The 21,325-nt window shown below is 50.8% G+C and carries 20 protein-coding genes and 1 pseudogene; 11 read left to right on the top strand and 10 right to left on the bottom strand.

The genetic code is table 11. From position 1 onward, the window contains the following. The first annotated feature begins 96 nt into the window (after positions 1–96). From RTW80_RS11920 to yiiF, 9 genes and pseudogenes are all read left to right on the top strand, one after another. On the top strand, positions 97–1,446 hold the full coding sequence (locus RTW80_RS11920) for an MFS transporter (RefSeq protein WP_001291190.1): 1,350 nt from the start codon (positions 97–99) through the stop codon (positions 1,444–1,446). Further along, entirely contained in the window at positions 1,436–2,323 is an 888-nt protein-coding gene (locus tag RTW80_RS11915; protein WP_063119344.1) for an aldose 1-epimerase, read from the top strand. Before RTW80_RS11920 ends, RTW80_RS11915 begins: the two co-directional genes overlap by 11 nt. A 140-nt stretch (positions 2,324–2,463) precedes the next feature. Then, positions 2,464–3,063, top strand: a complete 600-nt coding sequence (gene yihX / locus RTW80_RS11910; protein ID WP_001295269.1) for a glucose-1-phosphatase — start codon at positions 2,464–2,466, stop codon at positions 3,061–3,063. Further along, positions 3,057–3,929 (top strand): virulence factor BrkB family protein, encoded by an 873-nt coding sequence (locus RTW80_RS11905; RefSeq protein ID WP_000920762.1) that lies wholly within the window; start codon positions 3,057–3,059, stop codon positions 3,927–3,929. Before yihX ends, RTW80_RS11905 begins: the two co-directional genes overlap by 7 nt. Continuing rightward, positions 3,926–4,363: a D-aminoacyl-tRNA deacylase gene (gene dtd, locus RTW80_RS11900; RefSeq protein WP_000560983.1), complete on the top strand. Its 438-nt coding sequence runs from the start codon at positions 3,926–3,928 to the stop codon at positions 4,361–4,363. The genes RTW80_RS11905 and dtd overlap by 4 nt, the downstream gene beginning before the upstream one ends. 44 nt (positions 4,364–4,407) lie before the next feature. Continuing rightward, the gene (gene fabY, locus RTW80_RS11895) at positions 4,408–5,349 is read left to right on the top strand and encodes a fatty acid biosynthesis protein FabY (RefSeq protein ID WP_001297068.1); all 942 of its coding nucleotides are present in this window, start codon (positions 4,408–4,410) and stop codon (positions 5,347–5,349) included. 359 nt (positions 5,350–5,708) lie between these two features. Continuing rightward, positions 5,709–5,825: pseudogene (locus tag RTW80_RS31345) on the top strand (hypothetical protein); the annotation flags it as partial. A 376-nt stretch (positions 5,826–6,201) separates the two neighbouring features. Next, positions 6,202–6,420, top strand: a complete 219-nt coding sequence (locus RTW80_RS11885) for a CopG family transcriptional regulator (protein WP_001295676.1) — start codon at positions 6,202–6,204, stop codon at positions 6,418–6,420. A gap of 217 nt (positions 6,421–6,637) precedes the next feature. Then, positions 6,638–6,880: a protein YiiF gene (yiiF, locus tag RTW80_RS11880; RefSeq protein ID WP_001086388.1), complete on the top strand. Its 243-nt coding sequence runs from the start codon at positions 6,638–6,640 to the stop codon at positions 6,878–6,880. 329 nt (positions 6,881–7,209) lie between these two features. On the opposite strand, the gene fdhE is transcribed toward yiiF, so the two are convergent. The 4 genes from fdhE to fdnG are packed head-to-tail and all read right to left on the bottom strand — an operon-like array spanning position 7,210 to position 12,733. Further along, positions 7,210–8,139: a formate dehydrogenase accessory protein FdhE gene (gene fdhE / locus RTW80_RS11875; protein WP_000027705.1), complete on the bottom strand. Its 930-nt coding sequence runs from the start codon at positions 8,137–8,139 to the stop codon at positions 7,210–7,212. Next, positions 8,136–8,771: a formate dehydrogenase cytochrome b556 subunit gene (gene fdoI / locus RTW80_RS11870; protein WP_000829013.1), complete on the bottom strand. Its 636-nt coding sequence runs from the start codon at positions 8,769–8,771 to the stop codon at positions 8,136–8,138. The genes fdhE and fdoI overlap by 4 nt, the downstream gene beginning before the upstream one ends. Next, positions 8,768–9,670 carry a formate dehydrogenase O subunit beta gene (gene fdoH / locus RTW80_RS11865; RefSeq protein ID WP_000331377.1) on the bottom strand — a complete coding sequence of 301 codons (903 nt, stop codon included), beginning with the start codon at positions 9,668–9,670 and terminating at the stop codon, positions 8,768–8,770. Before fdoH ends, fdoI begins: the two co-directional genes overlap by 4 nt. Positions 9,671–9,682: 12 nt before the next feature. Then, the gene (gene fdnG / locus RTW80_RS11860) at positions 9,683–12,733 is read right to left on the bottom strand and encodes a formate dehydrogenase-N subunit alpha (protein ID WP_010723259.1); all 3,051 of its coding nucleotides are present in this window, start codon (positions 12,731–12,733) and stop codon (positions 9,683–9,685) included. Between the two features lie 193 nt (positions 12,734–12,926). Here fdnG and fdhD point away from each other — a divergent pair, with 193 nt between their 5' ends. Both fdhD and RTW80_RS11850 read left to right on the top strand, forming a co-directional pair. Next, positions 12,927–13,760, top strand: coding sequence for a formate dehydrogenase accessory sulfurtransferase FdhD (gene fdhD / locus RTW80_RS11855; protein WP_000753617.1), 834 nt, complete (start codon positions 12,927–12,929; stop codon positions 13,758–13,760). Positions 13,761–13,912: 152 nt separating this feature from the next. Continuing rightward, positions 13,913–14,968, top strand: a complete 1,056-nt coding sequence (locus tag RTW80_RS11850; protein WP_001295677.1) for a YiiG family protein — start codon at positions 13,913–13,915, stop codon at positions 14,966–14,968. 49 nt (positions 14,969–15,017) lie between these two features. On the opposite strand, the gene RTW80_RS11845 is transcribed toward RTW80_RS11850, so the two are convergent. The 6 genes from RTW80_RS11845 to rhaD all read right to left on the bottom strand — a co-directional run bounded on the left by RTW80_RS11845 (position 15,018) and on the right by rhaD (position 21,183). Further along, complete coding sequence (locus RTW80_RS11845; protein WP_063119345.1) at positions 15,018–16,766, bottom strand: putative frv operon regulatory protein; 1,749 nt, start codon at positions 16,764–16,766, stop codon at positions 15,018–15,020. Beyond that, complete coding sequence (locus RTW80_RS11840; protein WP_001019484.1) at positions 16,766–17,836, bottom strand: aminopeptidase; 1,071 nt, start codon at positions 17,834–17,836, stop codon at positions 16,766–16,768. The genes RTW80_RS11845 and RTW80_RS11840 overlap by 1 nt, the downstream gene beginning before the upstream one ends. Next, the gene (locus tag RTW80_RS11835) at positions 17,826–19,277 is read right to left on the bottom strand and encodes a PTS fructose-like transporter subunit IIBC (RefSeq protein ID WP_000446023.1); all 1,452 of its coding nucleotides are present in this window, start codon (positions 19,275–19,277) and stop codon (positions 17,826–17,828) included. The genes RTW80_RS11840 and RTW80_RS11835 overlap by 11 nt, the downstream gene beginning before the upstream one ends. A gap of 10 nt (positions 19,278–19,287) precedes the next feature. Further along, positions 19,288–19,734, bottom strand: coding sequence for a PTS fructose transporter subunit IIA (locus RTW80_RS11830; protein WP_000729595.1), 447 nt, complete (start codon positions 19,732–19,734; stop codon positions 19,288–19,290). Between the two features lie 300 nt (positions 19,735–20,034). Then, positions 20,035–20,349, bottom strand: a complete 315-nt coding sequence (gene rhaM, locus RTW80_RS11825; protein WP_000619493.1) for an L-rhamnose mutarotase — start codon at positions 20,347–20,349, stop codon at positions 20,035–20,037. 9 nt (positions 20,350–20,358) lie between these two features. Further along, entirely contained in the window at positions 20,359–21,183 is an 825-nt protein-coding gene (gene rhaD / locus RTW80_RS11820; protein WP_063119346.1) for a rhamnulose-1-phosphate aldolase, read from the bottom strand. Positions 21,184–21,325 lie beyond the last annotated feature (142 nt).

Raw genomic sequence — 21,325 nt, 5'->3', positions numbered from 1 at the left:
TAATGCGCATCGGCTTAAACCGATGCGCATTAATTCAAACTGCCCACGTTTAGTGGTTCGTATCCCAGATTTCTCGCCTACCAGGAGAGGAAAATTATGTCTGAAAAGTTACCCGCACCGCGTGAAGGGCTTTCCGGTAAAGCCATGAGACGTGTCGTTATGGGCAGTTTCGCAGGCGCGTTAATGGAATGGTATGACTTCTTTATTTTTGGCACGGCAGCAGGACTGGTATTTGCACCGCTGTTTTATCCAGACAGCGATCCTTTTATAGGTCTTATAGCCGCCTTTGCTACCTTTGGCGTTGGTTTTTTGACCCGTCCTTTAGGTGGTATCGTCTTTGGCCATTTTGGCGATAAAATTGGGCGAAAAATAACACTTATCTGGACACTGGCTATTGTCGGTTGCTCCACATTTTTGATTGGTTTTATTCCGACGTATCAGGAAATTGGGATCTGGGCACCGCTCATATTAATGGCGCTGCGTTTAATTCAGGGCTTTGGTCTTGGTGGCGAGTATGGCGGAGCGGCATTGATGACCATAGAATCAGCGCCCGAATCCCGACGCGGATTTTTAGGTTCACTCCCGCAAACGGCTGCGTCTGTGGGTATTATGCTGGCAACCGGTATTTTTGCTCTCTGTAACCATTTTCTTACTTCGGAGCAGTTTCTCTCCTGGGGATGGCGCATTCCGTTTTGGCTTTCTGCGGTGATGTTGATCGTTGGGCTGTTTATCCGCCTGCATACCGAAGAAACGCTGGATTTTCAAAAGCAAAAAACGACGAATAATAAAGAAAAGTCCGTTCCTCCGTTGATTGAATTATTCAAAAAACATCCACGAAATATTTTATTGGCACTGGGTGCGAGGCTGGCGGAAAGTGTCTCCTCTAATATTATTAACGCCTTTGGTATTGTCTATATTTCCAGCCAATTAGCATTGTCGCGAGATATTCCCCTGACGGGTATGTTGATTGCCTCGGCGATCGGTATTTTCAGTTGTCCATTGGTTGGATGGTTATCAGATCGTATAGGTCAAAAAAGTCTGTATTTGTCGGGAGCAGGATTTTGTGTCCTGTTCGCGTTTCCTTTCTTCTTATTACTGGATAGCAAAAGTACGCTCATCATCTGGTGCAGTATGATCCTCGGCTACAACTTAGGTCCGACGATGATGTTTGCCGTGCAGCCAACACTTTTCACCCGCATGTTCGGTACCAAAGTACGATATACCGGCCTTTCTTTTGCTTATCAATTTTCCGCGATTCTTGGCGGACTAAGCCCCCTTATCGCCTCAAGTTTGCTGGCGCTAGGGGGAGGAAAACCGTGGTATGTCGCTCTGTTTTTATTTGCTGTCTCAGTTCTTTCCTTTGTTTGCGTCTGGCTGATTGAGCCGACCGATGAACAAGAAACCGCTTCTTACCGCTACATCAGGGAACAATCTCATGAAAACTGAACGAAAAAACGAGCATTACCTGGCGCTACAACAGGCGTTTGACGCGCCATGGCCTGGGCCTGTAGGAGAGTTAGTGACGCTGGAAAAAGGCAATATTCACCTGCAGATTTATCCGCATGATGGTGCCAGGATAACCTCGTTAAAGGCATTTGGTTCTGAAGTATTACGCCAATGGCAGCCGCAGCGCAGAGCTTTTCAGTATGGCTGTTTCCCAATGGTGCCGTGGGCAGGGCGACTGGGGAATGCGACGCTGAATGCTGGTGGGCAATGTTATTCTTTACCCGCCAATAAACCACCACATGCGTTGCATGGTATGGCTTGTTACTCAACGTGGGAAATCATCGACAAAACAGCAGATTCCCTGACTTTACGTATGCCCCTGGCTTCACCGTGGCCCTGGCAAGGGGAAGTGATTCAGACTTTTTTGCTGGAGAACGATGCGCTGGTTTTGCAACTGGAAGTCCATTCATATGCCGATACATTCCCGGCCTCCGCAGGCTGGCATCCGTGGCTTGCGAAAAAGCTGACTCCGCAAAATACAGAATCGTTGCAGGTGCTTTTTGATGCGGACTGGCAAGAAGAAGCGGGTAGTGATGAACTGCCAACTGGAAATCGTATCTCTCCTCAAGCCGGTCCCTGGGATGACTGTTTTGGTTTTTATGACGGGGTGAAGGTTAAGTTACTGTGGCCTGGTAAACTCGCGATGACCATGATCTCTTCTGCAAACAGTCTGGTGGTATTTGATAAACAGCCCGATGCCACCTGTATTAACCCGCTGACTCAGGCACCTAACGCAATAAATCTAACGCCGGAATTGGTGACACCAGATAGGCCGCTGGTCATCGAAACTCGTTGGCAATTTACACCTGAATCTTAACCATTCATCTATTGCGAAAAAGCCAGTGAAATTACTCTGCTTTTTCGCAATCAGCATCACAAGATTACCCTTATTGCCACATAGCCAAACCCATCCTTTCCCGCTACAGTTAATTTCTTGTGGCGCGAAAGGAGGCAAAAATGCTCTATATCTTTGATTTAGGTAATGTGATTGTCGATATCGACTTTAACCGTGTGCTGGGAGCCTGGAGCGATTTAACGCGTATTCCGCTGGCATCGCTTAAGAAGAGTTTTCATATGGGGGAGGCGTTTCATCAGCATGAGCGTGGGGAAATTAGCGACGAAGCGTTCGCAGAGGCGCTGTGTCATGAGATGGCTCTACCGCTAAGCTACGAGCAGTTCTCTCACGGCTGGCAGGCGGTGTTTGTTGCGCTGCGCCCGGAAGTGATCGCCATCATGCATAAACTGCGTGAGCAGGGGCATCGCGTGGTGGTGCTTTCCAATACCAACCGCCTGCATACCACCTTCTGGCCGGAAGAATACCCGGAAATTCGTGATGCTGCTGACCATATCTATCTGTCGCAAGATCTGGGGATGCGCAAACCTGAAGCTCGAATTTACCAGCATGTTTTGCAGGCGGAAGGTTTTTCACCCAGCGATACGGTCTTTTTCGACGATAACGCCGATAATATAGAAGGAGCTAATCAGCTAGGCATTACCAGTATTCTGGTGAAAGATAAAACCACCATCCCGGACTATTTCGCGAAGGTGTTATGCTAAAAACCATTCAGGACAAAGCCAGGCACCGTACCCGTCCACTATGGGCCTGGCTAAAACTACTCTGGCAACGTATTGATGAGGACAACATGACAACCCTGGCAGGTAACCTTGCCTATGTGTCGTTGCTCTCATTAGTGCCGCTGGTTGCCGTTGTTTTTGCGCTTTTCGCCGCTTTTCCCATGTTTTCCGACGTCAGCATTCAGTTGCGTCACTTTATTTTTGCCAACTTTCTGCCTGCTACTGGCGATGTTATTCAGCGGTATATCGAACAATTTGTTGCCAATTCCAACAAGATGACCGCCGTTGGCGCGTGCGGGCTGATCGTCACCGCGTTATTGTTGATGTACTCCATCGATAGCGCGTTGAATACCATCTGGCGCAGTAAACGAGCGCGACCAAAAATTTACTCGTTTGCCGTGTACTGGATGATTTTAACGCTGGGGCCGCTGCTGGCAGGGGCTAGTCTGGCGATCAGTTCCTATTTGCTCTCCCTGCGCTGGGCGAGCGATCTCAATACTGTCATCGACAACGTGCTGCGTATTTTTCCGCTGCTGTTGTCGTGGATCTCCTTCTGGTTGCTGTACAGCATTGTTCCTACCATCCGCGTACCTAACCGCGACGCGATTGTCGGCGCGTTTGTTGCTGCACTCCTGTTCGAAGCAGGAAAGAAAGGTTTCGCGCTTTATATCACCATGTTCCCGTCATATCAGCTCATTTACGGTGTGCTGGCGGTGATCCCCATTCTCTTTGTCTGGGTCTACTGGACATGGTGTATCGTCTTGCTTGGCGCGGAAATTACTGTCACTCTCGGGGAATACCGCAAACTAAAACAAGCTGCTGAACAAGAAGAAGACGACGAACCATGATTGCATTAATTCAACGCGTAACCCGTGCCAGCGTCACCGTGGAGGGAGAAGTGACGGGCGAAATTGGCGCGGGACTTTTGGTGTTATTGGGTGTCGAAAAGGATGACGACGAACAGAAAGCAAACCGTCTGTGCGAGCGTGTGCTCGGCTACCGCATCTTTAGCGATGCCGAAGGCAAGATGAATCTCAACGTGCAACAGGCGGGCGGCAGTGTGCTGGTGGTTTCCCAGTTTACCCTCGCCGCAGATACCGAACGGGGGATGCGCCCAAGTTTCTCCAAAGGTGCATCACCGGATCGCGCAGAGGCGTTATATGACTATTTCGTCGAACGCTGCCGTCAGCAAGAGATGAACACGCAAACAGGACGCTTCGCTGCGGATATGCAGGTATCGCTGGTCAATGATGGCCCCGTGACATTCTGGTTGCAGGTATGAGCCAGCTTCCAGGGTTGTCACGGGAAACAAGAGAGAGTATCGCTATGTATCACCTTCGGGTTCCACAAACAGAAGAAGAATTAGAGCGTTACTATCAGTTTCGCTGGGAAATGTTGCGTAAGCCCCTGCATCAACCAAAAGGTTCGGAACGCGACGCGTGGGATGCGATGGCGCATCACCAGATGGTCGTCGACGAGCAGGGTAATCTGGTGGCGGTAGGCCGACTGTATATTAATGCCGACAATGAAGCGTCCATTCGCTTTATGGCCGTTCATCCCGACGTGCAGGACAAAGGGTTAGGCACGCTGATGGCGATGACCCTGGAGTCGGTGGCGCGTCAGGAAGGCGTTAAGCGCGTGACCTGTAGCGCCCGTGAAGACGCGGTGGAGTTTTTCGCCAAGCTGGGGTTTGTTAATCAGGGAGAAATCACCACGCCAACCACCACGCCGATTCGCCATTTTTTGATGATTAAGCCCGTCGCCACTCTGGATGACATTCTGCATCGCGGCGACTGGTGCGCGCAGCTGCAACAGGCGTGGTACGAACATATCCCGCTTAGTGAAAAAATGGGCGTGCGCATTCAGCAATATACCGGGCAAAAATTTATCACTACCATGCCAGAAACCGGCAATCAGAATCCGCACCATACGCTGTTTGCCGGGAGTTTATTCTCACTGGCGACGCTCACCGGTTGGGGACTTATCTGGCTGATGCTGCGTGAACGCCACCTCGGCGGAACGATTATTCTTGCGGATGCGCATATCCGCTACAGCAAGCCGATTAGCGGTAAACCTCATGCGGTAGCCGACCTCGGTGCCTTAAGCGGCGATCTCGACCGTCTGGCGCGCGGACGAAAAGCACGGGTGCAGATGCAGGTCGAAATCTTTGGCGACGAGACGCCGGGTGCAGTGTTTGAAGGCACGTATATCGTTCTGCCCGCGAAGCCATTTGGCCCGTATGAAGAGGGCGGGAACGAAGAAGAGTAGCTGATGGAGAGGGGCGGTGCTGCCTCTCTCATTCAGGTCATTTATATTAGTCCTTGGCTATTTCGGTTATATTAAATAAGAACTCTATAAATTTTTATTCTTCGTTGGCTCCATACGTGTCTTGCTACATCACTGTTCAGGAGCATTTAAATATTATTTGTAGAACTGAGTGGCAATTATCGCAGATAATGCTTAATTCATCATCTTAGTTCATGTTTGAGCGATTTTTGATAGTCAAAACCCCCTCTGGTGCCATACTTTTCTCATAAATATTTTTAAAATCTATAGCTAACAAATATTATGCAAAGATAATGGACTAGCATCATTGTCAGTATCATTCATTTACTGCTCTGTATGTTATGAATAATTATGTTGTATGTTTGCTCTTAAACCGTGGGAAGGAGGCTATAATGGTTGCCAATATTAATCTCATTAAACAAGAAAGTTATTCTGTTGTTAATTTAGAAAAACAACTTTCCCGAACTGTTACCAACAAAATTATAACGATGAGCAAGTAAAGACCGGTTGGTGGCAGTACTGACCGGTCTGTGATGAAAGATTAATTTCACCTTAAATCCTGGTGCTGTTAGGATGCTGACGTTTTTCGGCTACACCATTCAGATTATGCAAATAAATATCTCTGAATATAATATATTCATAGCACCCATAATTCATCCTGGGCGATAACTAAACCATTTTTGAGTAATAAATGAAACAACTGCAACACTCTTATTATTTCTGGAAAACGCCTCGCAAAAACAAAACAACATGCAAAAATCCGCTTTTTTTAAATGATTTTCCGGCGTAATTTTCGCACATACATTAATGAGTAATATATGTAAGGTATTGGTAATGGCGATGAATACGGTTTTTCTTCATTTATCAGAAGAGGCAATTAAACGGCTGAACAAGCTTCGGGGCTGGCGTAAGGTTTCACGATCTGCAATTTTACGCGAAGCGGTAGAGCAATATCTGGAACGTCAGCAATTCCCGGTGCGTAAAGCAAAGGGAGGCAGGCAAAAGGGGGAGGTAGTTGGTGTTGATGATCAGTGTAAGGAGCATAAGGAATGACAAAAATTTTTCATTCTTGAATATAAAAAACAGATGCCCTTATTCTGGTATTAATACAAGGCTGTTTTACTTGAACTTATAATAACTGCAACTGTTACATCATATCTGGAAAACGCCTCGCAAAAATAAAAAATGATGCGTAAATGAGCTTTCTTTAAAGATTCGGCAAGGGTACTTTTCTCTCCATAGATTCAAAAATGATATTGGCGAGATATTTATGAACTCTCTGGCAGGTATAGATATGGGCAGAATTTTACTCGATTTATCGAATGAGGTGATTAAGCAACTTGATGATCTCGAGGTGCAGCGTAATCTTCCTCGTGCGGACCTATTAAGGGAAGCGGTAGATCAATACCTGATAAATCAATCGCAAACAGCAAGAACCAGTGTTCCTGGCATCTGGCAAGGGTGTGAGGAAGATGGTGTCGAATATCAGCGTAAGCTGCGCGAGGAATGGTAATGGGAAAAAATGATGTCAATCAGATTGCTGACAACGTGCGCGTTGTTCATGCCGGATGCGGCGTGAACGCCTTATCCGGCCTACAAAGTCGTATAAATTCAATGTATTGCAGTTTATTGGTAGGCCTGATAAGCGCAGCGCATCAGGCAATCTTACGCTTGTCATCAGTCTCATGCCCATAACCTTATTGATGTGGTGGTGGGTAAATTGAGGCCAAACCGGCACTGGCGGCATAGCTTGAGGTGGTAACGCGGAATACGAGAGATGGTGTCGTCACACCCTATGAGCTGTAATCCGGGCGACCTGCGCCACCCGGAAAACGTCAGAGATTACTCTCCTTCACCCGGAAACAGGAACGGGTTGATGGAACTGCGGGCATAGCCTTCTTGCTCCATTCGTGCGTCCAGTACCAGAGAGGCGAGGTCATCTGCTACGGCTTCGATTTTTGGATCTTTTTCCTGATAGAGAATTTTCAGGTAAGTGCCGCAGTCATCGCAGCTTTCGGCTTTAATCGCGGCCTGTTCGTCATCCAGCGACCAGTAATGCAGTTTGCCGCTCTGCTCGCAGTTGCTGCATTTTACGCGCACTACGTGCCATTCAGTTTCACACAGGTTGCAGTGCAGGTAACGTAGCCCCTGAGTGGTGCCAATTTGCACCATGCTGGACACCGGCATAGAACCACAAACCGGGCAATATTGACGTTGCTCGCCGTATTCAGCGCGGGCTTTGCCGGGGATCAGATTGGCCATCTGCGCCCAGTAGAGCGACAGTGCAGCCCAGATAAACGGCGCTTTATCGCTGCTGACGGACGAGAAATCAGAGGCAAACAGCGCGCTGGCCATATCTTCCAGCTCCTGAGTCGATGCCTTCTCCAGATTCTCAATCACTGCCAGCGCCGGGCCGCTCATTTCAGGTTTCAGCTCAGCAATCAGCGCCATCAGCAGCTTTTGCCAGTGCTTATCACGCGGCAGAACGTGAATATCCAGCGGGGGCTTGCCTTGTGCGCTGGCTTCTTTAATGCGCGCAGTCAGATCCATCTCCAGCGGATGGTCGTACAGCACCACTTCCTGGGCGTGGGCGATAAGCGCAGCAAAGCGCAGGTAATCACCCAGAGGATTATTTTCTGCCAGCTCGCGCAGACGCTCGGCGCGGCGGTTGTATAAATTCTTGAGCCGAGGGAACAATAACGGCGGAATCATATCCGCCGTACGTTTCTCGCTTGAACCCAGCTCATCTTGCGGGATTATGCGAATACTCATTCAGCTTTCTTTTCCGTTGTCTTGCGGACCTCACGGTACCAGCGCGGGTGATGTTTCTTCGCCCAGGCGCTGGTAACCCATCCTTCCACCATGGCGGTAATCGTGCCTTTCACCCAAAGGGCGGCGTAGATATGCACCATGATAACCACAATTAACGCCACTGCGGCAAATGAATGCAGCATTAACGCGAATCGGATCACCGGGATTGAGAAAGCAGGCGCAAAATAAGGACGCCAGATAATCACGCCGCTCACCAGCAGCAGAACCAGGAAAATAATCGCCGCCCAGAAAACGCATTTCTGACCGAAGTTATAACGCCCGGTGTCACCTACTTCCTCGTTGACGACGATCTTACGAATATTCTTCGCCCAAAAGATATCATCCCGATTGATTAGGTTGTGATGCCAGTAACGGAAAAACATGATGATGAACGAGGCAAACATAACCACGCCGACAAACGGGTGCAGAATTCGCGCCAGCTGCGGTGTGCCCATGATTTGCATCAACCAGTTGAAGGACGGGAACAAAAAGCCCAGCCCGCTCACCGCCGCCAGGATGAAGCAGAAGGCGGTGATCCAGTGGTTGATACGTTCCGGCGCGGTGTAGCGCACGATGGTGTCACGTCGTTTCATTTGCGCTCCTCGTCTTTCTCTTCGTGCAGATTATTCTCTTCCTCATCCGCACGGTTCGGACCGACACCCACGTAGTGGAAGATACTGGCCGCAAAGGTAGCCGCAAAGCCAACAGCCGCGAGCGGTTTCCAGATGCCTTTCCAGAATTTCACGGTTTCGCTGATTTCCGGGTTCTCCGGCAAGCCATGATACAGATTTGGCTTGTCAGCATGGTGCAGCACGTACATGACGTGTGTACCACCGACGCCTGCCGGATCGTACAGACCCGCATTGTCGTAACCGCGGGTTTTCAGCTCAGCAACGCGCTCGCTCGCCAGCGTTTTCATCGACTCTTTCGTACCGAAGTGAATCGCGCCCGTTGGGCAGGTCTTCACGCAGGCTGGTTCTTGCCCAACCACCACGCGGTCAACGCACAGCGTACATTTGTAGACGCGGTTGTCTTCCGGGTTGAGGCGCGGAATGTCGAACGGACAGCCCGCAATGCAATAACCGCAGCCAATGCACTGCTCGGACTGGAAGTCGACGATACCGTTGGCATACTGAATAATTGCACCTTCCGCCGGGCACGCTTTCAGGCAGCCTGGATCGGAACAGTGCATACAGCCGTCTTTGCGGATCAGCCATTCCAGTTTGTCGTTCTGCTCCACTTCCGAGAAGCGCATTACCGTCCACGATTTGGCGCTTAAATCATTGGGGTTGTCGTACACCCCAATGTTATTGCCGACGGTATCGCGAATGTCGTTCCACTCTGAACACGCCACCTGACAGGCTTTACAGCCGATACAGGTGGTAACGTCGATGAGTTTCGCCACTTCTTCCTGGAAGTCCCGCGCCTGAGGCGCGGGGGTCAGACCGTTAGTCGCGGAACGACGAATGATATCTTGAGATTGATAAGCCATATGTCGTCTCCGTTACACCTTTTCCACATTCACAAGGAAGGACTTAAACTCCGGCGTCTGCGTGTTCGCATCACCAACGAATGGCGTTAAAGTATTGGCAATAAAGCCTTTTTTAGCTACGCCTTCATAGCCCCAGTGAATCGGAATACCGATGGTATCGATATCTTTGCCGTTCGCTTTCAGCGTGCGAATACGTTTGGTCACCACCGCTTTGGCTTTGATATAGCCACGGTTGGAGGAGACTTTCACGGTATCGCCCTGGGCAATGCCAAGTTTATTCGCCAGCGACTCCCCGATTTCCACAAACTGCTCTGGCTGCAAAATCGCGTTCAACAGCGCGTGTTTGGTCCAGTAGTGGAAGTGCTCGGTCAGACGATAGGTGGTTCCGACATACGGGAACTTATCGGCTTTACCCAATGCTTCGGCGTCGTCTTTAAAGATACGTGCAGCCGGGTTCGAGATAACGTTTGGATGCAGCGGGTTAGTTCCCAGCGGCGTTTCAAACGGCTCGTAGTGTTCCGGGAACGGACCTTCCGCCATCTTATCGAGGGCAAACAGACGCCCCATGCCTTCCTGCTGCATGATAAACGGCCCGACGCCGCTACCCGGAGGCGCTGCGCTGTAGTCCGGAATATCCCAGCCGGTCCACTTAGTGCCGTCCCATTTCAGCAACTGACGCTTCGGATCCCACGGGTTACCCTGCGGATCTGCGGAGGCGCGGTTATACAGAATGCGGCGGTTAAGCGGCCATGCCCATGCCCAGCCCAGCGTGTTACCGAGGCCAGACGGATCGGCGTTATCACGGCGTGCCATCTGGTTGCCTTCCGGCGTCCAGCTACCGGCGAAAATCCAGCAGCCACAGGAGGTTGTACCGTCATCGCGCAATTGGGCGAACGAACTAAGTTGTTGGCCTTTCTTGACGATAACCGCACCGGTTGCCGGATCGGTAATATCGGCCAGCGCCTTACCGTTGCTCTCCATCGCCACTTCTTCTGAAGATGGCTCATGCGGAATGGCGTAGTTCCATGTCATGTTCAGCACCTGGTCCGGGTTCGCGCCACCCTGTTCGGCATACATCTTGCGCAAGCGCAGGAAGATACCGGAGAGGATCTCGCCGTCAGTCAGCGCAATCCCCGGGGCGTCCGCACCTTTCCAGTGCCACTGTAACCAGCGACCTGAGTTAACGATAGAACCGTTCTCTTCCGCGAAGCAGGTCGATGGCAGACGGAACACTTCGGTCTGGATCTTCGACGAGTCAACTTCGTTCAGCTCACCGTGGTTCTGCCAGAAGTTAGAGGTTTCAGTGTTCAGTGGGTCGATGGTGACGAGGAACTTCAGTTTCGACAGACAACCGATCACTTTGTTTTTGTTCGGGAATGAGGCAACAGGGTTAAAGCCCTGGCAGATATAGCCATTGACCTTGCCCTCTTTCATCATCTCGAAGTATTGCAGGACGTCGTAGCCTTTATCCCACTTCGGCAACCAGTCAAAGCCCCAGCTATTTTCCGCCGTCGCTTTATCACCAAAGAAGGCCTTCATCATAGAGACGAAGAATTTCGGGTAGTTGCCCCAGTAGTTTACCTGGCCTTCCAGCAGCGGTTTTGGCGTGTTGGCGGTAAGGTAGGTTTGCAGATCGGTCTGCTTCTCGCTTGGCAGCGTCATGTAACCTGGCAGGCTCTGCGACAGCAGCCCCAGGTCCGTCAGCCCCTGAATATTGGAGTGACCGCGCAGGGCGTTAACGCCGCCGCCTGCCATCCCCATATTGCCGAGCAGCAGCTGGATCATCGCCATCGTACGAATGTTTTGCGCACCAACGGAGTGTTGCGTCCAGCCGAGGGCATACAGGAACGAGGCAGTTTTATCGTGAGCACTGGTTTCTGCGATGTATTCGCAGACTTTCAGGAACGCGTCTTTTGGCGTACCACAGATGTTTTCAACCACATCTGGCGTGTAGCGGGAAACGTGCTGTTTCAGCAAGTTCCACACGCAGCGCGGATGTTGCAGCGTGGTATCGCGTTTGGCGAAGCCGTTTTCGTCCAGTTCATAAGTCCAGGAGGATTTATCGTACTTGCGTTTTTCCGCGTCGTAGCCGGTGAACAGGCCATCTTCAAAGCCGTAATCCTCACGCACGATCAGGCTGGCGTTGGTATAGGCTTCGGTGTATTCGCGGTTGAATTTTTCATTGTTCAGCAGGTACAGCAATACGCCTGACAGGAAAGCAATGTCAGTACCGGAACGAATAGGGGCATAGTAGTCAGCTACCGCCGCCGTACGCGTAAAGCGAGGATCGATCACAATCAGCTTCGCGCCGTTGTGAATTTTGGCTTCCATCGCCCAGCGGAACCCGACCGGGTGAGCTTCAGCGGCGTTACCGCCCATCACCACGACGAGGTTGGCGTTCTTGATGTCGACCCAGTGGTTGGTCATCGCACCGCGACCAAATGTTGGAGCAAGACTTGCTACCGTTGGTCCGTGTCAGACACGCGCCTGGTTGTCGACCGCGAGCATACCCAGCGCGCGGGAGAATTTTTGCGTTAAATAGCCGGTTTCGTTACTCGACGCGGAAGCACACAGCATCCCGGTGGAGAGCCAGCGGTTAACAGTCACGCCTTCGGCGTTTTGCGCAATGTAGTTAGCATCGCGGTCTTCTTTCATCAGTTTGGCGATGCGATCAAACGCCTCTTCCCAACTGATTTGCTGCCATTTATCAGAACCTGGCGCACGGTATTCCGGAAACTTCAGACGGCTTTCGGAGTGGATGAAATCCACCAGGCCAGCGCCTTTCGGACAAAGTGCACCGCGGTTGACCGGGTGATCCGGATCGCCTTCGATATGGAAGATAGATGCTTTGGCGTTTTTTGCTCCGTCACCGAGGCTGTACATCAACAGCCCACAGCCTACGGAACAATAGGTGCAGGTATTACGGGTTTCGCGGGTGCGCAGCAGTTTATACTGCCGGGTTTCCGCGAGTGCTACGCTGGGTGCAAAACCCAGTGCCGCTGCCGTGGTGCCTGCCATACCGCCAGCGCAGATCTTAAAGAACTGCCTTCTGCTGACCTGCATGGATTGCTCCTTGTTTCGACATTGTCACGTCCCATTTACATTCGCTTGCTGCGTGTGCAGGGAGTGGGAGTTATTTTTCTTTGCGGAAGGGGCCGCAAAGGTCCAGAATTGGCTCAATTTCCCTCCATCCAGGAAGGGTTTGTAACAGAATACCATAATGTTGGTGTGTGTGTTCTTATCTGGTTAAGAGAAAGTGAAAAAAACACAGCGAAAAGAAATCGAAAATGTGACAAATATCACAGGTGTTCGTCAAATTGAGTTATGGCGGCGTGATGATTTACAACACCCACGGTTAGATGAGGTCGCGGAAGAAGTTCCCGTTGCGCTGGTCTACAACGGCATTTCGCATGTGGTGATGATGGCGTCGCCCAAAGACCTTGAGTACTTTGCGCTCGGTTTTTCGCTTTCCGAGGGGATTATCGAAAGTCCGCGCGATATCTTCGGCATGGATGTCGTTCCTTCCTGTAATGGTCTTGAAGTACAAATTGAGCTTTCCAGCCGCCGCTTTATGGGGTTGAAGGAGCGCCGCCGGGCGCTGGCGGGACGTACGGGCTGTGGCGTATGCGGCGTGGAGCAACTTAATGACATCGGAAAACCGGTGCAGCCGCTACCGTTCACCCAGACGTTTGATCTCAACAAACTGGATGATGCATTACGTCATCTCAACGATTTTCAGCCAGTGGGGCAACTGACTGGTTGTACTCACGCCGCTGCCTGGATGTTGCCATCTGGCGAACTGGTCGGCGGGCATGAAGACGTGGGTCGCCATGTGGCGCTGGACAAACTGTTAGGCCGCCGGTCACAAGAAGGGGAAAGCTGGCAGCAAGGTGCGGTACTGGTTTCCAGTCGTGCCAGTTATGAAATGGTGCAAAAGTCGGCGATGTGCGGCGTAGAGATTTTGTTTGCGGTGTCTGCCGCGACCACGCTTGCTGTAGAAGTGGCTGAGCGCTGTAATCTGACACTGGTAGGTTTTTGTAAACCGGGTCGGGCAACGGTTTATACCCATCCGCAGCGTTTGAGCAATTAATTAAAATAAGTCCTGCGAAATATATTAAATTGCAGGACTTATTCATTTCGTGAATTTTATTATTTTATTTATAAACAAAATGCGTGTAGTGGCGTTTTCTTTTTTCATTTATTATGTTCACTCTCTTATCTATATATTTATAAGGCAATTAAATGAAAAGGAATTTATTATCTTCCGCTATTATAGTCGCCATCATGTCCCTCGGTCTGACGGGTTGTGATGATAAAAAAGCCGAAACAGAAACGCTCCCGCCTGCCAATAGTCAACCTGCCGCACCAGCTCCTGAAGCGAAACCTACTGAAGCTCCCGTTGCAAAAGCAGAAGCTAAACCTGAAACACCTGCGCAACCGGTGGTCGATGAACAAGCGGTTTTCGACGAAAAAATGGATGTCTATATCAAGTGCTACAACAAGTTACAGATCCCGGTACAGCGCAGTCTGGCGCGTTATGCTGACTGGCTGAAAGATTTTAAACAGGGGCCTACCGGTGAAGAGCGTACTGTTTATGGCATCTACGGCATTAGTGAATCCAACCTCGCTGAGTGTGAAAAAGGCGTAAAAAGTGCTGTGGCGTTAACGCCTGCGCTGCAACCAATTGATGGCGTGGCGGTGAGTTATATCGATGCTGCCGTGGCGTTGGGTAATACCATTAACGAAATGGATAAATATTACACCCAGGAAAATTATAAAGACGATGCGTTTGCGAAAGGGAAAACGCTGCACCAGACATTCTTAAAAAATCTGGAAGCCTTTGAACCTGTAGCCGAATCTTATCATGCGGCGATTCAGGAAATTAATGATAAGCGTCAGCTTGCGGAACTGAAAAATATTGAAGAAAGAGAAGGGAAAACATTCCACTACTACTCTCTGGCAGTCATGATTTCAGCGAAACAAATTAATAACCTGATATCGCAAGATAAGTTTGATGCAGAAGCGGCAATGAAGAAAGTGTCTGAACTGGAAACGCTAGTGGCGCAGGCCAAAGAAGCGGATAAAGGCGGCATGAATTTCTCGTTTATTAATTCGGCAGGCCAGTATCAACTCGAGGCTAAAAAATACGTTCGCCGCATCAGAGATAAAGTCCCGTACTCTGACTGGGATAAAGAGCAACTTCAGGACGCAAACTCAAGCTGGATGGTCGAAGACTCTTTCCCGAGAGCATTACGCGAGTACAACGAAATGGTTGATGACTATAATAGCCTGCGTTAAACGTTTTTGATGATAAATGCAGTGTCGGATGCGGCGCATCCGACACAGTTCACCCCTTGTGAAGTAACTCCATAAATGCCTCATATCCTGTTAATCCGGCAATAATCTCCGCCGGATGCTGACACAATATGCTTGCCAGATAGCTAAATATTTTTAGCTCATGACGCGCATCGGCGGCGGCGCAGGCGATCAAGACATGGTTAATGACTTCGTTATTCACCTCAACTGGTTGGGCGAGGGTAATAAAAAATCCACGAAAACGTCGCTCCTGTTCGCTCCAGCAATGTGGGATGGCGAGGCGATTAACAATCAGGTTTTCACCTTCGCCTTCGCGGGCGATGATGCGTTGTGCTTCATCGGCGGTAATATGGTGTTGTGCGACTAATTGCGCACAAATTTGCCGGGTAATATGTTGCCAGCTTTCACCGCGTACATTCGAATAATGAAAACTTCCGAGGGCAGAGAAAAAACGCTCCGGTTGCTGGCGAATAAATGCCGTCGCCAGAAAATGTTTTATTTGTTCGATACCGGCAGCCGTAATGATATTTTTTACGGTGATGTAATTATTTACCGCGTCATCCAGTAAATAATGGCTGTTGTTAATGATCAATAACGGCTCAATCTCTTCGCGAATGGCAACAAGCTCGCTTAAGCTACGGGCAATAATCACCCGACAATTTAAAACATCGCGCTCAATGGCGAGCTGATTAATGGTGGCAATCGCGTTCTGGTCCGAGAGCAAAATGATCGGCTGGCGTTCGTTTTGATGCCGCTCCAGCGCACAGGCAAAATACAAACCGAGCAGATCGCTGTCGAAAAGGGGAATATCGAGCTGTTCACGCAGTAGCGTAATAAAGTGCAGACTCATATCAAAGGCCGCAGGCCAGGCTGCTTTCAGGTTATTCATGCTGCTTTGGCGGTGCTCAGCAATCCACACTGGTGCGGCAAGGCAACGTAATAAATGCCCGGTAATGTTCTCAACCAGCCGCGTATCAATAATATTCAATGACGCGATGCCCGGCACCCTTTGCAGCAACCGCTGCACATTATCGGCAGAAATTATCTGCGCTTGCTGATGCTGTTTCTCTATCAAACCTGTCAGGGTTCTTACAGCGTTATCACCAAGAAACATGCCGCTTTGTTCAACGATTTGTTTTATCTCGTCACCGGGATATTGCGGCCACTCATCGGTCAGTTGATTACGCAGGGCGTAAATCGCCAGAATCAGGCTGGAGAGATAATCACCCTGCATGAGCGGCCAGCGGTGTTGGTTGTCGCAGGCCGTGGATAAATGCTGAAGGTTGTCTCGTGTTATGCCCGCCAGCGGAATTAAAAACGGATCTTTGCGCAGCAAGTTCGCCAGCAAGATAACGCGTTTCTCTTCTGTCTCATCAATGAAATGGCCCAAACCAGGGCGGCTGGCCAGGCAACAAGTGCGTTCATAACGCTGTTTTAACCGGGGCAGACGCTCTGCTACCCACGTTTCTGGCAAATTAAGCGCCGAGGCGAGTTGCGCACGGGGAGTGAAAGTATTCAGTAATAACAGCGCCAGCAGCCGATCGTCGTTATCGTGCTTTTGCAGCAACTGAAAAAAGCTGCGGCGCTCGAAGATTTCCAGCTGATAGCCCGCACTGCCACTGGCGAAAATGCGGGCTTTGCCGTTAAGGGTGAAGTTGAGATAGTCAATATCACGCAGGATGGTCCTGCCTGAAACGCCAGTCTGTTGCGCCAGCTCGCCAGGCGTGCGCGGCTGTTGCTCCAGCAGATCGACAATCTTTAACTGGCGTTCGTTTAGCATTAATCCACCTGACGGAACTGGCTAAACGCGTTGACTTTCTCCGCAGTTAAGGTCGTCAGAAAACCCCGTATCAGCGTGAGCAGAGCTTCGTAATCGGCTTTTGAAATCATACCGCTGTTGGCGTGCAGATAACGAGTTGGCAGACACAGCGCGACAACCGGACGCCCGCCGCCCATCACGTTGTAGCGCCCGCCATCCGTCGCACCGGTTTTCATGGTGGAAAATTGCAGCGGTAAATCGTTATGTGCGGCACAGCTTTTTAACGCTGCTACCAGTTTCTGGTTGGGGAAGTAGCGCTTGTCAAACAGCATCAGCCCCGGCCCCTGGCCCAGTTTCAGCGGGTATTTAATGTTATCAATGCCCGGAACATCGCCCGCTACGGCGGTATCCAACACGATCACGACGTCCGGTTTAATGTGTTCCGCCGAGGTTTGCGCCCCGCGTAGCCCAACTTCTTCTTCCACACTGCCAACGCCATACAGCGTAATTTCGGGATTATTCACCGTCTGCAATAGTTCAGCCATCATTGCGCAGCCGATGCGGTTATCCAACGCCTTGCCGACCACTTTATCTTCGCCCCAGCAGGCAAAATTGGCTTCCGGGCTAATAAAATTACCAATTTCCACGCCGCGCTTTTCCACCTCTTCGCGACTGTTCGCGCCAATATCAATGAACATCTCATCAAATGACAGCGGTTGTTGCTTTTGCTTTTCCGTTAACGCATGAGGCGCGACGGAACCAATCACACCAGGGATTTTCACTCCTTTGTGTGTGCGTATGGTTACCCGGTGGTTGAGCATCGACTGATTCCACCAGCCGCCAATGGTGGTAAAACGCAGAAAACCGCTCTCGTCGATGTGGGTGACCATAAAGCCGACTTCATCCATATGTCCGACAACGGCAACTTTTGGACCTTTATTCCCCTTACGGGCAACAAAGCTGCCCAGACCATCGAAGGTGATTTCATTCACGCAAGGTTCCAGCGTGTTTATCAGAATGTCGCGAACTTCCTGTTCATCGCCGCTGACGGCGCTGGCTTCGCACAACTGTTGCAGTAACTCAATGTTCATGGACAAGCTCCTGTTGCGCGGCTTTCGCTTTGCGGCGTAACCACAATCCTTTCAGGACGATAATGAATGAAATGTTCAGCGCGAGGCCAATCGCCAGCACCAGATAAAACGAACCCACCGGCGACATCAGGCCGATCAGCGGGTCAAAGATACCCAAACCAGGTGCCAGACGTTTGATTCCGAAAGCGATCACCAGCACGCCGGTAATGCCGCCCGCCAGCGTATTGGCGGTAATCATCGGCAACGGAGCTGCCAGAGCGTAAGGAATAGCCGGTTCGGTTGCGACTGTGGCACCGACCACAATGGCACTACTGGCAGCCTCTTTTTCCTGTCGGGTAAACAGTTTGGGCGCAATGAACGTCGCAAGACCCGCCGCGACGGGCGGCATCAGCGCGACAACGCCGACGATGGCGTACCAGTCATAAATGTGTTTTTCCAGCAGTGAGAAGCAGAAGAACCAGGCGGTTTTATTGATGGGGCCGCCCATATCGAACGCCAGCATCGCACCGACCAGAAACGCTGCCGCAAACTTCATTGATGGAGGAATGGTATTCAGGAAGTGGAGCAGCCCGCCCATGAGGTCGGACATCACCGGCCCGATAACGTAGTAAGTGAGCACGCCGAAAACCAGCAGAGTAACGAACGGGATCAGCATTGAACCGAGCAGCGGTTGTAATGCTTTGCCAAGGCGCACTTTGCGGAACCAGAAGACGAAATAGCCAATCGCCAGCCCCAGCACCACCGCGCCGAGGAATCCCGCACCCGACTGGGTGCCGAGCAGCGCTTTGTCGTTCGCCAGATAGCAAACCAGAAACGCCGGAGCGAAAGCCGGTTTATCGGCAATCGACGAGGCAATATAAGCGCCCATGATGGGGATCATAAAGGTGAAGCCAAGGTAACCGATGGATTCAACTACCCAGGTAAACGACGGCGCGCCTTTCGACATATCGGTATACGGCAAACCGAACTGCACCAGCATGTTGGCAAGCGCCACCAGGATACCACCGCCGATGACAAACGGCAGCGCCGCAGAGACGCCCGCCATCAGGTGGCTCATCACGCTACCGCTTTGCACTTCCTGTTTGCCAAGCTTCACGCCGCTATCTGCGGCAAAAAGCTGCGAGTTTGTCGGTAATTCGCTAAAAATCTGGTCGATATTTTTCAACGCCTGGGAGATGGCAATCTCATAAACTTTCTTCCCGGCAAACCGCGCGCGATCATCACCGCTCAGGCCACGCCCGGTAGCGAGAATGACGTAATCGGCAGCGGCAATCTCTTCGCTGGATAAGCGGTTTTCAACGCCACTGGACCCTTGAGTTTCCACTTTTATGGTATGACCGAGAGAACGGGCTTTCTGTTCCAGGGCTTCCGCCACCATGTAGGTGTGAGCGATCCCGGCGGGGCAGTTGGTGATCGCGACAATACGTAAGGATGACTCCATCGCCACTTCCTTATGAGCTGAGGGTTTGATTTAACAAGGCAAGCACCTGGTCGGTATCGCCCTGTTGCAGTTGATGAATAAATTCCTTGTGAATAATTTTGCGACACAGTGTGCCGATGATTTTGACCTGATCCTCTTCGCCGCTTTGCGGCACGCCGAGGCAGATCCAGCAATTCACGTCTTCGCCATCGCTGGCTTTCCAGTCAATAGCCTGCGCTTTGCGGGCGAATAATACGAACGGTTGTTTAACGCAGGCGCTTTTACCGTGCGGCACGGCGACACCGGAACCAAATCCAGTAGAGTGCATTTTTTCGCGCAGCAGCAGGGTTTGCAGGAACTGGTGTGAGTCGGTGATAAAACCGTTTTGTAACGCTATTGTCGCCAACTGCTTCAGAACGGAATAAGCGCCATTGCCCTGAATATTCAGGTCAATACAGCTTGCAGTAAGAGCTGCCATTAATCGGACTCCATAAAATATATTTTAATCAATTGTAATGGTGGAGCGATTAAGTGATGAGAGGCGATATGTCGGTAAACAATGACAATTTGAGACAGAGTGAAAGGTCAGATTTGCGGAGTAATGCACATAATGGTTATTTAAATAAACCACATGAATCATTAATGGGTTATTCATTATTTTTGTGATTTACTCACAATGTATCAGGGAAATATAACTTACCGGGAGATGTAATATGTTTAATTTTTCAAATCGAAATTTAAAATATTGTGCCGGAGGCATCTCTGGCACATTGGGCAATTACGGCAGGTAAAACACTTCTTGCAGCTCGCTACTCACCGGGCTGTTATCCGGGTTAGCGGGCATAACATCGGTCATATATTTCCACCAACGTTGGCAAACATCAGTGCTGGCAACCGCATTCCAGCGTTCTTCAGATTCAATCTCTACCATGGCAAACAGCAGATTACGCGCTTTGTCGAGATAGATGGCGTAGTTATGCGCACCGTGAGATTTCAGCACTGCTTCCAGTTCTGGCCAGATGGGATTATGCCGACGCTGATACTCTTCGTGGGCGTCGGGGTTTACCTGCATGACAAAGGCTTTGCGGATCATGTTTGCTCCTTACAGCGCCAGCGCACTGGCGAGTGGCGTAACGCCGAAACGCTTGCCGAGCGCTATCAACTCTTCACGGCTGATGGTCTGTTTCATGCCGCCCATCGAATAAACCTTCACTAATACTTGTGCTGATTTTTCTGCGGTGTCGATTAAACCGAAGGTTTCATCCAGCGTCGGTCCGCTGCCGAAGACGCCGTGGAAGGGCCACAACACCAGCGAATGTTTTTGCATCTCTTGTGCGGTCTCCTGGCCGATTTCGTCCGTGCCGGGCACCATCCACGGCAAAATGCCAACGCCATCCGGGAATACCACCAGACACTCGGTGCTGCCTTCCCACAGTTGGCGAGTGAAGACCGCGGTGTCGTTTTCAAGTACATAGGTGAGGGCGATCAGGTTGGTGGCGTGGCAGTGCATGATCACCCGATCTTTGCCGTTGGTGGCTTTAATGCGCTCGCAGTGGGAAAGGAAGTGAGCCGGAAGTTCGGAAGTGGGGACGGCTTCGTTGGTTAACCCCCAAAGAATGTGGTAGCCCGCGCCGTCGCTGTCGACTTTTACGATGCCTAAGTTAGCCGCAGGATCAAGCTGGACGTTACGGAAGAATTTGCCCGAGCCGGTGACAATAAACGGTGTATTTGCCAGTAAAGGCATGGGCTGGCTGAGCGGGATATAGCGCGGTTGTTGGTGGAAATTGTCGTGATATGGTGCGATATCGGCGTCATCCAGGCGTAGCGTCAGGTTGCCGCCGTTGCGCTCATCCCAGCCTTTCAGCCAGGCGTCGGTGGTGGTTTTGATCATTCCCTGGACAAACCAGGACTGAGTAATGTTTTGCATGTTCTGTGTTCCTGTAAATTCGGTGTTGTCGGATGCACGACCCGTAGGCCGGATAAGGCGCTCGCGCCGCATCCGGCAATCAATGCCTGATGCGACGCTGTCGCGTCTTATCAGGCCTACAACTATTGCCGACCTGTAGGCC

Origin of the sequence: Escherichia sp. AM3, assembly GCF_032029835.1 — a bacterium.
Classification (GTDB): domain Bacteria; phylum Pseudomonadota; class Gammaproteobacteria; order Enterobacterales; family Enterobacteriaceae; genus Escherichia; species Escherichia coli.
Note: the sequence above shows the minus strand (reverse complement) of the source record. Positions and strands in the feature narration are given on the sequence as shown.